The 15,341-nt window shown below is 64.7% G+C and carries 14 protein-coding genes; 5 read left to right on the forward strand and 9 right to left on the reverse strand.

The annotated features are described in order from the left end of the window. Positions 1–118: 118 nt before the first annotated feature. The gene (locus tag MSG32_RS12010) at positions 119–475 is read left to right on the forward strand and encodes a DUF6482 family protein (protein WP_225347494.1); all 357 of its coding nucleotides are present in this window, start codon (positions 119–121) and stop codon (positions 473–475) included. Positions 476–491: 16 nt separating this feature from the next. On the opposite strand, the gene MSG32_RS12015 is transcribed toward MSG32_RS12010, so the two are convergent. Continuing rightward, positions 492–878 (reverse strand): DUF393 domain-containing protein, encoded by a 387-nt coding sequence (locus MSG32_RS12015; RefSeq protein WP_248379868.1) that lies wholly within the window; start codon positions 876–878, stop codon positions 492–494. Next, positions 875–2,557: a cryptochrome/photolyase family protein gene (locus MSG32_RS12020; protein ID WP_248379870.1), complete on the reverse strand. Its 1,683-nt coding sequence runs from the start codon at positions 2,555–2,557 to the stop codon at positions 875–877. Before MSG32_RS12020 ends, MSG32_RS12015 begins: the two co-directional genes overlap by 4 nt. 195 nt (positions 2,558–2,752) lie before the next feature. On the opposite strand from MSG32_RS12020, the gene hemH reads away from it, so the two are divergent. Continuing rightward, complete coding sequence (hemH, locus tag MSG32_RS12025; protein WP_248379877.1) at positions 2,753–3,742, forward strand: ferrochelatase; 990 nt, start codon at positions 2,753–2,755, stop codon at positions 3,740–3,742. Between the two features lie 187 nt (positions 3,743–3,929). Here the strand turns inward: hemH and MSG32_RS12030 are convergent, their stop codons facing one another. The 6 genes from MSG32_RS12030 to MSG32_RS12055 are packed head-to-tail and all read right to left on the reverse strand — an operon-like array spanning position 3,930 to position 9,799. Beyond that, a complete protein-coding gene (locus tag MSG32_RS12030) occupies positions 3,930–4,331 on the reverse strand; it encodes a Na+/H+ antiporter subunit G (RefSeq protein WP_054555276.1) in 402 nt (133 codons plus the stop codon). Positions 4,332–4,349: 18 nt separating this feature from the next. Further along, positions 4,350–4,619, reverse strand: coding sequence for a K+/H+ antiporter subunit F (locus MSG32_RS12035; RefSeq protein WP_043334744.1), 270 nt, complete (start codon positions 4,617–4,619; stop codon positions 4,350–4,352). Further along, positions 4,613–5,113, reverse strand: coding sequence for a Na+/H+ antiporter subunit E (locus MSG32_RS12040; protein WP_043334742.1), 501 nt, complete (start codon positions 5,111–5,113; stop codon positions 4,613–4,615). Before MSG32_RS12040 ends, MSG32_RS12035 begins: the two co-directional genes overlap by 7 nt. Next, positions 5,110–6,651, reverse strand: a complete 1,542-nt coding sequence (locus MSG32_RS12045) for a monovalent cation/H+ antiporter subunit D (protein ID WP_248379878.1) — start codon at positions 6,649–6,651, stop codon at positions 5,110–5,112. The genes MSG32_RS12040 and MSG32_RS12045 overlap by 4 nt, the downstream gene beginning before the upstream one ends. Continuing rightward, positions 6,651–7,007, reverse strand: a complete 357-nt coding sequence (locus MSG32_RS12050; RefSeq protein WP_043334740.1) for a Na+/H+ antiporter subunit C — start codon at positions 7,005–7,007, stop codon at positions 6,651–6,653. The genes MSG32_RS12045 and MSG32_RS12050 overlap by 1 nt, the downstream gene beginning before the upstream one ends. Next, entirely contained in the window at positions 7,007–9,799 is a 2,793-nt protein-coding gene (locus MSG32_RS12055) for a monovalent cation/H+ antiporter subunit A (protein WP_054555277.1), read from the reverse strand. Before MSG32_RS12055 ends, MSG32_RS12050 begins: the two co-directional genes overlap by 1 nt. Before the next feature lie 715 nt (positions 9,800–10,514). Here MSG32_RS12055 and MSG32_RS12060 point away from each other — a divergent pair. Next, positions 10,515–12,191 (forward strand): deoxyribodipyrimidine photo-lyase, encoded by a 1,677-nt coding sequence (locus tag MSG32_RS12060; protein WP_248379879.1) that lies wholly within the window; start codon positions 10,515–10,517, stop codon positions 12,189–12,191. A gap of 126 nt (positions 12,192–12,317) precedes the next feature. Here the strand turns inward: MSG32_RS12060 and MSG32_RS12065 are convergent, their stop codons facing one another. After that, positions 12,318–13,043, reverse strand: coding sequence for a 16S rRNA (uracil(1498)-N(3))-methyltransferase (locus MSG32_RS12065; protein ID WP_248379880.1), 726 nt, complete (start codon positions 13,041–13,043; stop codon positions 12,318–12,320). A gap of 197 nt (positions 13,044–13,240) precedes the next feature. On the opposite strand from MSG32_RS12065, the gene phaR reads away from it, so the two are divergent. Further along, positions 13,241–13,759 (forward strand): polyhydroxyalkanoate synthesis repressor PhaR, encoded by a 519-nt coding sequence (gene phaR, locus MSG32_RS12070; protein WP_248379881.1) that lies wholly within the window; start codon positions 13,241–13,243, stop codon positions 13,757–13,759. 165 nt (positions 13,760–13,924) lie between these two features. Continuing rightward, on the forward strand, positions 13,925–15,217 hold the full coding sequence (gene purD / locus MSG32_RS12075) for a phosphoribosylamine--glycine ligase (protein ID WP_248379882.1): 1,293 nt from the start codon (positions 13,925–13,927) through the stop codon (positions 15,215–15,217). Positions 15,218–15,341: the final 124 nt, after the last annotated feature.

Genomic DNA, 15,341 nt, shown 5'->3' on the forward strand with positions numbered 1-15,341 from the left:
TGTCGGGCTGCTGGGAGCCTGAGTCGCCCAGCCCCTGTTTTCACAGGCTATCCTTGTACCACGTCGTCGTCTTACGGCCTTACCATGCGCAGTCCCCTGGATGCGCAGGAGTCTTTACATGTCCAGAACCGCCAGCATCTTCACGCCGTCCGCCATCTTTACCAGCAATCTGCAATCCTTGATGGCCGAATACCCTGCACTGGAGGCACGCGTGATCAGTCATGCCGCCAGCCGTTTCTATCAGGTCCAGCTGGTGCTGGAAGCCGCCGGCGAGGAAGAGGAGGAGCGCAGTGAGCTGCTGATGAAGCGCGGCAAGCCGATGCTGTTCCGCTCGCTGGAGGATGTCTACAGCGAGCTCAAGCGGGGCGGGATGTCACGGGCGTGGCTGGTCTCGCAGGTCGCCAATGACGAGATGATCGGCCGCCCGCCGCAGTACCATCAACCCTTGAGCTCGCGTATCCCGTTGAGCTTCTGAGTCCGCGCCTTCTTGCTCAGGTGTGCTTTTGGGGCACCCAGCGGCCAATGCGCTCGCGATGGCGGGCGAAGAAGCGGTAACTCAAGTCCAGCAGCGGGCGCAGGCCCGGCAGCAGCGACAGGCGCACCAGGCGCCGATAGCCGAGTACCGCATAGAGTGCTCGGCTGGCATCCATGCCGACATACCATTCCCCGCGTGCGTCCTGCACATGCAGACGTCCCATCATGGTCTCGAAGCTCAAGCCCAGCGCCTGAGGCGAGAAATCTGGTGCACGGATATCCACCGTTCTGACTCGCTCCCGCCCGGGATGCCTGGCCAGCCAGGCGACCTCGCGCTGGCACAGGGGGCACTTGCCATCGTGGTAGAGCGTGACCGGTGCGCTGGCTTGCCAGATGCGACTCATGAGGATTCCTTGTCGGTCGTGAGGCTGGAGGGTGCGGCGTAGTAACCGGCGCGATGGGCATCACTGCCATAGTCCGCGGCGCTGTCGAGGCGAGCCAGAAAGGCGTCGGCCTGTTGCAGCAGGGCTTCGCGCTTGTCGTCCTTCATGCGTCGCCAGCTGCCATAGACCAGTGACATGCGCGGATTGCGTGACAATGCCTCGCGATGGCGCTCGATGAAGTGCCAATAGAGGCTGTTGAACGGGCAGGCATGCGTGCCGGTGACCTTCTTCGGCGAGTACTGGCACCTGTCGCAGTGATTGGACATGCGGTCGATGTACTTGCCCGAGGCACAGTAGGGCTTGGAGCCCATCAGGCCGCCATCGGCATGCAGCACCATGCCCAGCGTATTGGGCAGCTCGACCCATTCACAGGCATCCACATAGACCGCCAGATACCAGTCGCATAGCGCCTCGGGCTTCACGCCGCACAGCAGCGCGAAGTTGCCCGTGACCATCAGGCGACGAATATGGTGGGCGTAGGCATGCTCGCGGGTGCTGGCGATGGCCTGATCCAGACAGCGCATGCCGCTGTCCCCCGTCCAGAAGAATTCCGGCAGGTTGCGGCTGGCTTCCAGCCGGTTCTCGCGCTTGTAGCCGGGCATGCGCGTCCAGTAGATGCCGCGCACATATTCGCGCCAGCCGAGTATCTGACGAATGAACCCCTCCGCCGAGTTGATTGGCACCTCGCCGCGCCGCCAGGCGGCGTCCACGGCGTTGCAGACTTCCTGCGGGCTCAAGAGGCCAATATTGAGCGCGGCAGACAGGCGTGAATGGAACAGGAAGGGGTCGCTGTCCTCGATGGCATCCTGATAGCGGCCGAAGTCCGCCAGGCAGTGATCGAGAAAATGCGTGAGGTCACAGCGTGCCTGGGCACGGGTGACGGCCCAGTTGAAGTTCTCGAGGCTGCCGAAGTGGCGTTCCTTGTCACTGGCCTGCTCCCCGAAGCGCGCCGCGACCAGCGTCAGCACCTCGCGGGTGGTCGCATCCTCGCGATGGGCATGCACCGGCGGCGGTGGGGCGTGGAAGTCGTCTGGAATCGGTTCGCGGTTGTCGTGGTCGTGGTTGAACTTGCCGCCGGCGGGTTCGCTGCCTTCCATCAGCAGGTCGGTGTCACGGCGTTGCTCACGATAGAAGTACTCCATGCGCAGTTGCTTGCGGCCCTCGGCCCAGTCGGCGAAGGCTGCCGGCGTGGTGAAGAAGCGTGTGTCCTCGAGGACTTCCCAGCGCACGCTGCCGGCCTCGCGCCGCGCCAGAAAGTCGTCCAGCAGCCGCCACTCGCCGGGGCGGGTCACCAGCACGCCATCACATTGATACAGGGCGGCCAGACGCTCTGCCTCGCTGGCCAGACGCTGGAGGTTGTCCGGATCCTCCAGTCGGCTTTCATGTACCTGCCAGCCACACTCCCTGAGTTCCTGGGCGTGGTGGCGCATCGCGGCCAGCATCATCGCGATCTTGTGCGGGTGGTGCGGCACGTAGCGGCCTTCCTCCTCGACCTCGCAGAAGGCGATCACGCTGTCAGCGGGTGCCTGCTTGAGGCTTGCCAGGTCATGGCTGAGCTGGTCGCCGAGGATCAGCACCAATGGCCGCGCGAAGTCATGACGCGTCGCCAGGCGCAGAGTAGCGGGGGTGGGATCGGGCACGAGGACTCCGGAGGGGTTGTGACAATAATTGTCTTAAAGCTATACAAATCGTGATGATAGTATAACTTCATCCCTCACGCACAGGGCGAGCTGGTAATATGGCTGCGCTGTCGGTGAAGTTGGCTGCGCTGCGGTGAAAGTGGCTGCGCTGCCGCTTTACCTCTCTTCTTGCCCCTAGTCAGGAGTCCATCATCCATGAGTACCCCGCGTTTTGGCGTCATGCTGGTCAATCTCGGCACCCCCGATGCCCCGACCCCCAAGGCGGTGCGCCGTTACCTCGCGGAGTTTCTCGGTGATGTGCGCGTGATCGACCTGCCGCGTCTGCTCTGGCTGCCGATTCTGCATGGCCTGGTGTTGACGACGCGTCCCAAGAAGGTGGCCGAGGCCTACGCTTCGGTATGGACGGAAGACGGCTCGCCGCTGATGGCGATCGGCAAGCGGCAGCGCGCCGCGCTGGAAGCACGCCTGGCCGAGTCACTGGGCGAGGACATTCCCGTCGAACTGGCGATGACCTACGGCAAGCCGACCATGGAAGAGGTGGGGCGCAAGCTCGCCAGCCGCGGTGCCGACCGCATGCTGATCCTGCCGCTCTATCCGCAATTCTCGCGCACGACCACTGCCGCGGTCTTCGATCGCCTGGCGCGTGCGCTCAAGCCGTGCCCGCATCTGCCGGAGCTGCGTTTCGTGCGCGACTATCACGACCACCCGGATTACATCGCGGCGCTGGCCACCAGCGTGCGTGAGCACTGGGAGAAGGAAGGCCGGCGTGGCAAGCGCCTGCTGATGAGCTATCACGGCATTCCCAAGCGCTATGCGACGGCAGGCGACCCCTACCCGACGCAATGCGAGCGCACCAGCCAGTTGCTGGCCGAGGCGTTGGGGCTTGGCAACGATGAGTGGGCGATGACCTATCAGTCACGCTTCGGCAAGGCCGAGTGGCTCAAGCCGTACACCGATGAAACGCTGAAGGCGTGGGGCGGTGAAGGGCTGGAAAGCGTCGATGTCATCTCGCCGGCCTTCGCGGCTGACTGTCTCGAGACGCTGGAGGAGCTGGAGGAAGAGAATCGCGGCTACTTCACCGAATCCGGTGGTGGCGACTTCCGCTACATCCCGGCGCTCAATGATCGCAGTGACCATATCGACCTGCTCGAGGCGCTGTGTCGCCAGCATACTCAGGGCTGGTAACGAGCAGGCCCGTCATACTGCCATTGCCCGCGAAATGAAAACGCCCCACCAGTCATCACTGGTGGGGCGTTTTCATGTTGCTGGCCTGCTGTTCGTGAATCCGCTCCTGCGAATCAGCGCTCGTGAATCCGCTCTCGTGGCTTGGCCCCGCTTGATGAGAGCCTGCCTGGCGAGAGCCGAGTGACGATCACGGCAGGCGGGATTCGCTGGCCTCGGCGTTGACCTCGTCCGGCTCCTCGGCGACTTCGAGTCGCTCCGGCACGTTGCGTGTACGGCTGTCCGCCACCAGCTTCTGGTGCAGCGCCGCCTTGGACAGCAGGTGAGCGGTCACGGGGGCGGTGATGAACAGGAAGATGGACACCAGCATTTCCTGAAAGCTGAAGTGGCCGGTGGTGGCGCGGAAGTAGATCATCGACGCCATCAGCACGCAGCCGACCCCCAGCGTGGTGGTCTTGCTGGGGCCGTGCAGGCGCATGTAGAAGTCCTTGAGGTGCGTCAGTCCCAGAGAGCCGATGAAGGCAAACAGGCCGCCGGCAACCAGGAAGAAGGCGATCACGCCTTCGAGGACAGGATAGAACCAGGTGGGCATGGGGAGTCTCCGCTCAGGTCATTCGATGATGTCGCCGCGCAGCAGGTATTTGCAGACTGCCACGGTGCTGACGAAACCGAGCATGGCGATCAACAGCGCCGCCTCGAAGTAGGACTTGCTGTTGAGCTGGATGCCGAACAGCACGATCAGGGCGATGGAGTTCACGTACATGGTGTCCACCGCCAGAATGCGGTCCGGCAGGTCCGGCCCGATGGCGAGCCGGAAGACGTTGAGCACCAGCGAGGCGGCGAACAGCGCGATGCTGATCCACAGGGCGATGTCTAGCATTCGAAGATCTCCTTGAGCGGACGCTCGTAGCGCTGGCGGATCTCGTCGATCAACTCCTGCTCATCCTCGACATCCAGCGCGTGGATGATCAGATGGCGGCCATCCAGCGTCAGATAGGCCGAGACCGTGCCCGGCGTCAGCGTGATGGTGCTCGACAGCAGGGTGATCGGGAACTTCTCCTCAAGCTCCAGCGGGTAGCGCACGAAGGCCGGGCGGAACTTGGCGCGCGGATTGAGGATCAGGTAGGACACCTGCAGGTTGGCGATGATGATGTCCATGATCACGCGCAGGAAGTAGCTGATCAGCCGCCAGGGCTTCTGGAGGTCGGGCTGCGGCTCCCAGAAGCGGTAGGTCAGGATGGGAATCGCGATGGCCAGCACTGCCCCGAGCAGGATCTGACCGGGCGCGACGCTGTTCTGCAGCATCAGCCAGACGATCAACAGCAGCACCGACAGCATCGGCGTGGGCAAGAGACGGGAACGAGGCTTGATCATGAGGCATCTCCCTTCAGTGGCGGCGCGGTTTCGGGTGCCGCGTCCTTGCCGAGCAAGGATTCAAGATAGGGGGCCGGTTTGGACAGCTGCTCGGCGGTGGCCTTGGTCCAGTTCGCCAGCGGCCCCGCGAAGATGACCAGCATCAGCGCAGCCGAGATCAGCCCGCCAGTGGCGATGCCACGGGCTACGCCGATCCGCTCGCCGCTGGGCTCGGCCTTGCTGGTGCGCCAGAACACGCTGGAACCGGCGCGCGAGCAGGCGACCAGCGAGCACAGACCGGCCAGCAGCAGCAGCGGCCACAGCCAGATCTGCTGCTCCGGCGTCGCCGAGGCGAGAATCAGCGCCTTGCCGATGGCGCCCGAGAAGGGCGGCAGCCCGGCGGCGGCGGCGGTGCCGATCAGGAAGAGGCCGCCCAGCAGGCCTGCCTGCAGCAGCGGGCGCGAGCGCACGATGCGTGCCCCGGCCTTGCCGCGCTGACCGGCGACCACGTCGACCAGCAGGAAGAGGCCACCAGTGACCAGCGTCGAGTGGATCAGGTAGAACAGCAGCGCGCTGTCTGCCTCGATCGTGTTCATGCCCAGCGCCGTCAGCAGCGTGCCCACCGACACCATCACCAGATAGGCCACCAGGGTGCGCAGATCACGCGCCGAGAGCACGCCCAGCATCGCCACCACCAGGGTGGCGAGTCCTGCCCACCACAGCCAGTCACGACCGAGGTCCGCCAGTGCGCCAGCGTTGTCGGTGAAGATCAGCGAGTAGACGCGCAGGATGGAGTAGATGCCGACCTTGGTCATGATCGCGAACAGCGCCGCCACCGGTGCCGAGGCCGCGGCATAGGCGCGTGGCAGCCAGAAGTACAGCGGCAGCATCGCCGCCTTGAGGCCGAACACCACCAGCAACAGCAGGCCACCGGCTTCCATCAGGCCGGCACGGCCCGGGTCGAGCGTGGTGACGATGACCGCCATGTCGGCCATGTTCAGGGTGCCGGTCACGCCGTACAGGATACCCAGCGCGATCAGGAAGAACGCCGAGCCCATCAGGTTCAGCACCACATAATGCAGCGCCGACAGCGTGCGTGCCTTGCTGCCGCCATGCAGCAGCAGGGCGTAGGAGGCGATCAACAGCACCTCGAAGAACACGAACAGGTTGAACAGGTCGCCGGTCAGGAAGGCGCCGTTGATGCCCATCAGCTGCAGCAGGAACAGACCATGGAAGTTGGAGCCGGTCTCATCGATGCCCGCCGTGGCGTACAGACAGGCCAGCAGGCCCAGCAGCGAGCTGAGCAGCACCATGGTCGCCGACAGGCGGTCCAGCACCAGCACGATCCCGAACGGCGGCTGCCAGTCGCCCAGCGCGTAGTAGCGGATGGTGCCATCACCGGCCTGCACCACCAGCGCGATGGCGATGGCCACCATCAATGCCTGGGCCACCAGGCTGACCGTGCGGCGCAGGGTCGGTGAGGTGGCACGACTCAGCAGCAGGCCCGCCCCCACCAGCAGCGGCAGGACAATCGGAAGGACAATCAGGTGTTGCAGCATCACTTGGTGTCCTCTTTCTCTTTCGAATCATCCAGGCGATTGCCGTTGACGTGGTCACTGCCCAGGTCGCCGCGCGCGCGCATCGCCAGGATGACCACGAAGGCCGTCATGGCGAAGCCGATCACGATGGCGGTCAGCACCAGCGCCTGGGGCAGCGGGTCAGCCGCTGGTGAGCCGGCACCGACCACGGCTGGATTGCCGTGCATCGCAAGGCCACCCATGGAGAACAGGAACAGGTTGACGGCGTAGGACAGCAGCGTCAGGCCGACCACGACGGGGAAGGTGCGGCCGCGCAGGGTGAGGTAGACACCGCAGGCGGCCAGCAGGCCGGTGGTAGTGGCGTAGAGGGCTTCCATCACATCTTCTCCTTGGTCGGGCGATGCGGAGTCGTCAGCTTGCCCAGATTGGCGAGAATCATCAGGGTCGCGCCGACCACGGTCAGGTAGACGCCGAGGTCGAACAGCAGCGCGGTGGCCAGCTCGATTTCCCCGATGACGGGCAGGGTGAAGTGGCCGAAGGAGGATGTCAGGAACGGATAGCCGAACACCCAGCTGCCGGCGCCGGTCAGGCCGGCGATCAACACCCCGGCCGCCGCGACGGGCTGATAGGGGAAGCGCAGCCAGCGCTGCGTCCAGTCCACGCCACGCGCGATGTAGAGCAGGATGATGGCCACTGCCGTCACCAGACCGGCGATGAAGCCGCCGCCCGGCGCATTGTGGCCACGCAGGAAGATGTAGACCGAGACCAGCAGAGCCAGCGGCAGCAGCGTCTGGGAGACGGTGGCCAGGATCATCGGATGGCGATCCGGCGACCAGCCACGTCCATCCAGGTCACTGGACGGCATGAACAGGCGCAGACGGTTGAGTAGCTTGAAGATCGCCAGACCCGCGATGCCCAGTACGGTGATCTCACCCAGCGTATCGAAGCCACGGAAGTCGACCAGAATCACGTTGACCACGTTATGGCCACCGCCACCGGAGACCGCATTGGCCATGAAGAAGTCGGAGATCGACTCCACCGGGCGGGTCAGGATGGCGAAGTTGAGGCTCGCCACCACCACGCCGAAGGCACTGGCCAGCAGCACGTCGCGCATGATGCGGCGTGCGCTGGATTCCTTGGGCGTGCGCTGGGGCAGGAAGAACAGCGCCAGCATCAGCAGGATCATCGTCACCACCTCGACCGCCAGCTGGGTCAGTGCCAGGTCCGGTGCGGCGAAGCGCGCGAAGGCCAGCGAGGTCATCAGCCCGACCACGGACAGCATCAGCAGCGAGATCAGACGCTTGCGGTGGGTGATCGCGGTGCCGAGGCCGGCCAGGCCGGTGATCACGGCGCCGGTCAGCAGCATGCCATCGAAGGGCTGTTGCTCAAGCTCTCCACCCAGTTGCGGCACGGCCAGCAGGCCGATGCCGACGAACAGCAGCGCGGTCAGCAGCAGCCACAGCATGTAGCGCTGCAGCGAGCCATTCTCGAAGCTGTCCATGCTGCGCTCGGAAAGCTTGACGAGGCGCTGCACGTTGGCCTCGAACACCAGCAGGGCGTTGCGTGCGCGGAACTGACGCTGGAAGGAATAGAGATGGTGGCGCAGGGCATAGACGGCGACGCCGCCCGCCAGCGCGATACCACTCATCAGCAGCGGCAGATTGAAGCCGTGCCAGATGGCGAGGCTGAAGTCCGGTACCGGTCCGGCCAGCACGCTGGCGGAGGCACTGACCAGCAGATCCTTGATCACCAGCGACGGCAGGATACCGACCAGCAGACAGATCAGCACCAGCACCTCGATGGGCAGCTTCATGTAGCGCGGCGGCTCATGCGGGGTCTTGGGCAGATCCTTCGGCTCGCCATTGAAGAAGACGTCGTGGATGAAGCGCAGCGAGTAAGCCACCGACAGGATGCCACCGAGGGTCGCCAGCGCCGGAATCAGCCACGACAGACCGCCCAGCAGCTGGGCATCGAGGCTCTCGGCGAAGAACATCTCCTTGGACAGGAAGCCGTTGAGCAGCGGCACGCCGGCCATCGAGGCCGAGGCGACCATCGCCAGCACCGTGGTATGCGGCATGTAGCGATACAGGCCGTTGAGCTTGCGGATGTCACGCGTGCCGCACTCGTGATCGACGATGCCGGCGGCCATGAACAGCGAGGCCTTGAAGGTGGCGTGGTTGATGATGTGCAGCAGGCCCGCGACGGCGGCCATCTGGCTGTTGAAGCCGAACAGCAGCGTGATCAGGCCCAGGTGACTGATGGTCGAGAAGGCCAGCACGCCCTTGAGGTCCTGCTTCATCAGCGCGAACCAGGCGCCATACAGCAGGGTGGCCAGGCCGGTCAGGCTGACGATGTAGAACCACAGGTCTGTTCCCGCGAGCACCGGGTGCATGCGCGCCAGCAGGAAGACACCGGCCTTGACCATGGTGGCGGAGTGCAGGAAGGCGGACACCGGCGTCGGTGCCGACATCGCATGGGGCAGCCAGAACTGGAACGGGAACTGGGCCGACTTGGTGAAGGCGCCCAGCAGCACCAGCACCAGCGCGACCGGATAGAGCTCGTGGGAGCGGATCTGGTCCGCCGCGGCCAGTACGTCATCGAACTGGTAGCTGCCGACGATATGCCCGATGACCAGGATACCGGCCAGCAGTGCCAGGCCCCCGGCACCGGTGACGGTCAGGGCCATGCGGGCGCCCTTGCGCGCCTCGCTCAGCTGGTACCAGTAACCGATCAGCAGGAAGGAGCTCAGACTGGTCAGCTCCCAGAATACCCACATCAGCAGCAGGTTGTCTGCCATCACGATGCCGAGCATCGCGGTCATGAACAGCATCAGGAAGCTGTAGAGGCGTGCCAGCGAATCCTCGCCCGACAGGTAATAGCGGGAATAGAGGATGATCAGCAGGCCAATGCCGAGAATCAGCAGCACGAACAGCCCCGACAGACCATCGAAGCGCAGCGACAGGTTGAGTCCCAGCTCCGCGATCCAGGGCAGATGGAACTGGGGCACCATGCCCGAGAAGACGTCTCCAAGGTGGAAGACGGCGATACCGAGTGCTATGGCAGGCGCCACCGCGGTCAGCCAGGCAAGGCGTGCACGGGGCAGATTTCTGGCCATCAAGGGCACCAGGGCACCGAGTAACGGCAATAGCACGATCAACAGCAGGGTCATGGAAGACTCGCTCCAGTCGTTGTTGTAGTACGTAGTCCGTCATTCGTGGGCAGCGCAGACACAGGCTCAGGGCCGGACTGCCAGCTTCGAGATCGGGAGGCGGAGTTTCGGCCACTGGGTGCCGACAGAATAGGCGAGCGCACTGCAGGTTGCTGCGATGAAGTGCCGGACACACGAGACTCTGTCAGGAAGACGTTCTCATGGGGCCATGCGAGACACGACATGCGTCACGCGGCAGCAAGGGTTGGCAGTGGCTGGCTCAGGCTGCACGGAGGAACTGACGCGGGTTCAGCGCGTCAATCGCTCCGGGCATGACGTTACCGTCGCAAGGGGCGGATCCGTCAGGAAGGGGAGTCGCACGGCACGGGGTGCCAGCATCCAGGATGGGATGAGGTCCGCAGCGCGTCCCCGGCTGCCCGCAACGGGCAGACGGCGAATATGCCGGGTTGGTGCGGTCATGTCATGTCTTGCGAGCATGGCCGTATTCCTCCTGAAGCCCCTGGATGACAAGTGTGTGTTCGAGTGGAGACACTTGCGCGATCTTGTTGAAAACATTGATGGAACGTGACCTAACCTCTCGAATGTATCACGCACTTGCACCCCTCGCCAGCGCATGCCCGACCCGCCGGAACGCGACATGTACCGTGTGAAGTGTTGTACAAGATGTCGATTTTCTTGTACAAATGTTGCACGCCATACGTTCCACGGAGTCATCATGCACGAGGTCGCCAGCATGAATTCGGGCAACGCACCGGAAACCTCTCTGGTGTGGTTGCGTCACGACCTGCGGCTGGAAGACAACCCGCTGTTCGCGCTGCCCCTGTCACGTCGCCCGCATCAGATGCTGGTGATGTATGTCTTCGACCGTCGCTGGCTGACGCCGAGCGACGGCTTGCCACGCCTGGGGCCCGCGCGTCTGCGCCTGCTGTGGCAGAGCCTGATGAACCTGCGTGGCATGCTGCTGCGTCGCGGCAGTGACCTGCTGGTGCGCGTCGGGGACCCCGTCGAGGAAGTGCTGACGCAGGTCGCCCAGCACGATGTCCAGTGCCTGGAAGTCAGCCTCGCCGCCGCGCCGGAAGACAGCCGCGCCCTGCAGCAGCTCTCACGGCGCCTGCCGGCCTCGACCCGGCTCCACTGTCACCCTCCTGACCAGATCGCCTTCGACAGCCAGCTGCTGGATGGCCCGTTGCTTGATCGCCTGCTGCCGGGCAGATTCCCCCGCGAAGAGACGGCGCGCCTGCGCGTGGCGCATGAGGCGTCCTGCGTTGTAGATGAGCGGGCGGCTCCCTCCAGTGATCTCACTCTGCGTGACACGGCCTCTGCTGACACAGGCGCATCAGACGATCATGACGCCCTGGCGACCTGCGCCGCGCTTGCCTCGCAGGTGCTGCACGCCAGTGGTGGCGATGACGCTGGCGTGGCCGACCTGATGCTGCCGCCTTGTGCTGTGTTGACGCCGACGCCCGGCGCCATGCAGGCCCGCCCTCAGCGCGAGGCTCTGTCTCAACACGAGGCTTTGCCGACAGGGCTGAACGATGAGCAGTGGCGCGCGCTGTGCGAGGCGCAGTCGCCCTTGCAGGGGCTGCCCTATTCCCTGCCGCCGTGGCCCGATTCTGCCTCGCGTGGCTTTCCGCCGCTGGATGCCATCTGTGGCTCGGCGCAAGCCTGGCAGCCGGCGACTGCCCGGCTTGCGGAGCTGCAGGGCGGCGAGGAGCCAGCCCGCGCATACCTGTCGACCTTGCTGTGGGGCAAGGCCTGGGCGAAGGGAGATGCCGGCAAGGGCGATGACGACTCGATCGAAGGGGCGTCCTATCAGCGATCGCACTCTGTCGATGCCGAAGGCGCTGGTGTGCCGACGGGACTGGCACCCCAGCGGGAGGCGGGGAAGACGCTTGACGATATGCAATCGATGGCGCGCCCGGCGGATGCATGGCCACTGGCAGCATGGCTGGCGCTGGGTTGCATCAGTCCGCGCCGCATTCTGCAGGTACTGGATGCCCGCCGCCGCGAGGCGGGTGATGAGGCGATCAATCAGCAGCTGCTGGCCATCGTGCTGCAGCGCGAGTGCTGGCAGCGCATGCTGCGTGACAAGGATGAGGAGGCTCGCGCGGCCTGGTATGGCGCCGCGTTGCGGGAAGACGCCGCAAATGACGCCGCCTTTGCGCGCTGGAGCGAAGGGCGAACCGGCGATGCCCGGGCCGACAAGGCCATGCAGATGCTGGTACGTGAAGGCTGGTTGCCGTGGTCCGAGCGCAAGTATCTGGCCGGTGCCTGGCTGGAGGGCGGCGGCGACTGGCGGTTGGGCGCGCGCTGGTTCGAGCGTTGCCTGCTCGATTACGACGCCGCCATCCACTGGGGCGAATGGCGGCATCTGGCGGGCTTCGATGTGTGATCAGACGGTGTCGATATCACGCCAGTCGTCTAGGAAGATCCAGGCCCTGGTGGCACCTCATCCATGACCTGCTGCTTCTACGACTTGCTGCTACTATGATCTGCTGCTTGTATGACCTGGCGCTCTTCAGCCCAGGCGTGCCAATAGCGCCGTGACGGCCGTCTCGACGCGCAGGATGCGCTCGCCCAGATGCACCCCTTCAAAGCCTGTCGCCATGAATTTCTCGACCTCATAGTCCACGAAGCCGCCTTCCGGACCGATGGCCAGCATCACCGGCTCGCGGACGGCGCGTGGGCATTCATCCGGCATGCCAGGATGGGCGATGATGCCGCGCAGAGGCGTGCCTGATGCTGGTGTCATCAGTGCCGGCAGGCAGTCTTCCACGAAGGGTTTGAACAGTTTCTCGTGGGTCACCGTCGGCATGATGGTGTCACGCGCCTGCTCCAGTCCCAGCACCAGATGCTGGCGAATCTTGTCTTCCTTCAGTTCCGGCGACTGCCAATAGCTCTTCTCGACCCGTCGCGTATGCAGCAGGGTGATGTGCTTCACGCCCAATGCCGTGACGTGTTCCAGCGAGCGTGCCAGCATGCGCGGGCGCGGCAGCGCCAGCAGCAGATGCACGTCGAGTGGCGCCGGCGGCTGACGGTCCAGCGTCAGGCTGAATTCGGCGCTGTCCGCCTCCAGTCGCTCCAGGCGGCCACGGCCGATCAGGCCACCCTCCACCCCCAGCGTCATCTCGTCGCCGACGCTGGCACGATGCACCTCACGCAGATGGCGCAGGCGGCGTGGGTCCGTGACACGTGCATGGTCCTGAGCGGTCAGGTCGTCAGCGCCGAGCAAAATCAGATTCATGGCAATACCGGGGCAGTGGAGGGCGGGATGCATCGCTTACAGACAACGGCAAGCGGGCGTTATTCTAGCATGTCGTGCATGCTGACCCGACGGGGACAGCGTTGGCATGGCGTCAATGGCTGACGCGTGGTGACGCCTTTTCTTGCAGTCCCCCCCCTTGAGTGCACAATGAAGAAAAATCGACAGGAGCCTGACACGTGCGAGTGATCCGCAAATATGCCAATCGGCGCCTATACGACACCGAGCAGAGCCGCTACGTGACCCTGGAAGACCTGCGCAGCCTGGTGCTGGCGGAAGAGGTCTTCAAGGTCGAGGACGCCAAGAGCGGTGAGGACCTCACGCGCACCATCCTGCTGACCATCATCATCGAGCAGGAGCAGGGCGAGGGCGAGGCCGAGGTCTTCTCCAACGAGCTGCTGGAGCAGTTCATCCGCATCTACGCGATGGCCAAGCCGCTGCCGCTGGCCGGTTATCTGGAGCAGGGCACGCGCCTGATGATGGAGCAGCAGCAGCGCATGCAGGAGCAGTGGTCCCAGGCCATGCGTCACTCGCCGATGGAGATGATGCGCGAGGTCGCCGAAGAGAACCTGCGCTTCTGGCAGCAGGCCATGGGCGCTGGCATGGGCGCTGGCAAGAACGCCTCACGCTCACAGCCGAGTGATGCGGATGCGGCGCCTGATGAGTCGGACACGCCGTCGGACGATGAGCGACGCTGAGTGTGACACCGTGTCAGATCCAGCTTTCACATAAATTCATCGTGATGTGAAAAGGGGCGCCCCGAGCAGGGCGCCTTTCTGCCATAATGCGCAGCCTGATATTTCCTCGGTAGCTCGCGCCATGCGGGTAGCCCTGATCCACACTGGCTCATGAAGGTTGAAAAGATGAAGGTCCTGATCATCGGCGGCGGTGGCCGCGAACATGCGCTGGCCTGGAAGGCCGCCCAGTCATCCCGTGTCGAGGAGGTCTTCGTGGCGCCCGGCAATGCGGGTACGGCGCGCGAGTCCAAGCTGACCAATCTGGCGATTGCCGCTGACGATCTCGATGCGCTGGTCGCCTTCGCGCGTGACAACGCCATCGAGCTGACCATCGTCGGCCCGGAAGCGCCGCTGGTGATCGGCGTGGTCGATCGCTTCCGCGAAGCGGGGCTCAAGTGCTTCGGCCCGACGGCCGGTGCCGCCCAGCTGGAAGGCTCCAAGGCCTTCACCAAGGACTTCCTGGCGCGTCATGCCATCCCGACCGGCGACTACGCGACCTTCGCGGAGGTCGATGCGGCGCTTGAGTACCTGGCGGCCCATCCGGCGCCCATCGTCATCAAGGCCGATGGCCTGGCGGCGGGCAAGGGTGTCGTGGTCGCGATGAGCGACGAGGAAGCCCGCGCCGCGGTGCGTGACATGCTCGAGGACAACGCCTTCGGCGATGCCGGCGCACGCGTGGTGATCGAGGAATTCCTCGACGGCGAGGAAGCCAGCTTCATCGTGATGGTCGATGGCGAGAACGTGCTGCCGATGGCCACCAGTCAGGATCACAAGCGCGTCGGCGAAGGCGATACCGGCCCCAACACCGGCGGCATGGGGGCCTACTCTCCGGCGCCGGTGGTGACGGCTGACGTTCACCAGCGCGTGATGGACGAGATCATCCTGCCCACCGTGCGCGGCATGGCGGCTGAAGGCCATCCCTATACCGGTTTCCTGTATGCCGGTCTGATGATCGATGCCCAGGGCGCGCCGAAGATCATCGAATACAACTGCCGCTTCGGTGATCCGGAAACCCAGCCGATCATGGTGCGGCTGAAGTCCGATCTGGTCGCGCTGTGTCTGGCCGCCGAAGACGGGCATCTCGACACCCAGACCTGCGAATGGGATTCCCGCGCGGCGGTCGGCGTGGTGCTGGCAGCTGGCGGCTACCCGGCCAGCTACCGCAAGGGCGATGTCATCAGCGGCTTCGACGCTGCCGAAGCGACCGGCTGCAAGGTCTTCCATGCCGGCACCGCCGAACAGGACGGCCAGGTCGTCACCAGCGGTGGTCGCGTGCTGTGCGTCACCGCACTGGGCGACAGCGTCGCGGCGGCCACCGAGCGTGCCTATGAAGGCGTCGATGCCATCAGCTGGCAGGACATGCTGGTGCGTCGCGACATCGCCTGGCGTGCCATCGCTCGCGAGCGCGGCGATAGCTGAAAGCGCTGAGTCGCACGGGCCACCGCCCCGCGACATGCCAGCTTCACGACAAGACCCGGCCTCAGGCCGGGTCTTGTCGTTGGGGCATCTCTCGACGCCCTGAGCGCCTACGACCATCGTGTCG

The sequence above is a fragment of the Cobetia sp. 1CM21F genome (genome assembly GCF_023161745.1).
Classification (GTDB): domain Bacteria; phylum Pseudomonadota; class Gammaproteobacteria; order Pseudomonadales; family Halomonadaceae; genus Cobetia; species Cobetia amphilecti.